Source organism: Mesorhizobium sp. M7A.F.Ca.CA.002.04.1.1 (assembly GCF_004022805.1).
In the GTDB taxonomy this organism is placed as follows: Bacteria; Pseudomonadota; Alphaproteobacteria; order Rhizobiales; family Rhizobiaceae; genus Mesorhizobium; species Mesorhizobium ciceri.
Genome location: NZ_RZPL01001281.1, coordinates 1 through 532 on the forward strand (window position 1 = coordinate 1; position 532 = coordinate 532).

Annotated in this window: 1 protein-coding gene and 1 pseudogene; both read right to left on the minus strand. The window is 64.1% G+C overall.

Annotation, left to right across the window (positions count from 1 at the left end; all coding sequences use genetic code 11):
• Positions 1-99, minus strand: a pseudogene (locus ENZ75_RS35530) (anti-sigma factor); the annotation flags it as partial.
• Positions 96-532 (minus strand): RNA polymerase sigma factor (locus ENZ75_RS33800; RefSeq protein WP_164888280.1); only part of this gene is annotated, 437 nt, incomplete at its 5' end. The pseudogene ENZ75_RS35530 and the gene ENZ75_RS33800, both read right to left, overlap by 4 nt.

Consider the following 532-nt stretch of genomic DNA (forward strand, 5'->3'; position numbering starts at 1 on the left):
GGCGTCGAGCCAGGCGTCGTAAGCGGCGCGCTCGTCTGCAGGCAGCTCGCCATCGAGCGCCATGTGGATGTCCCGTTCGGAAAAGTCGCGGCGGATCATTTCTCGACGATCCTTATCGCGCGGCGACGCGCCGTATCGTCCAGCAAACCACGCAATTCCTCACGCCCGCGCGCAATGCGCGACATCAGCGTGCCAGCGGGGACGCCCAGAATGTTGGCGGCTTCGGCATAGGAAAAACCTTCGATGGCAACCATGACAAGAGCTGCGCGTCGATCGGGGCTGATCGCCTGCAACGCGTCGATGATCTCGCGCGAGGCGATACTCTCCACCTGCTCTGCCGGCTGGGCAACGGCCTCGCCCGCCTCCAGCGGCAACATCGCCGCCTCGCCGCGGCGGTTCACCTTGCGCATCTGGTCGATGAACAAATGATGCATGATCGTAAACAGCCACCTCCGGGGGCTTTCTCCTGTCTGCCAGTTGTCGAGCCGCACAAGCGCCCGCTCGAGGCAATCCTGGACAAGGTCGTCGGCAG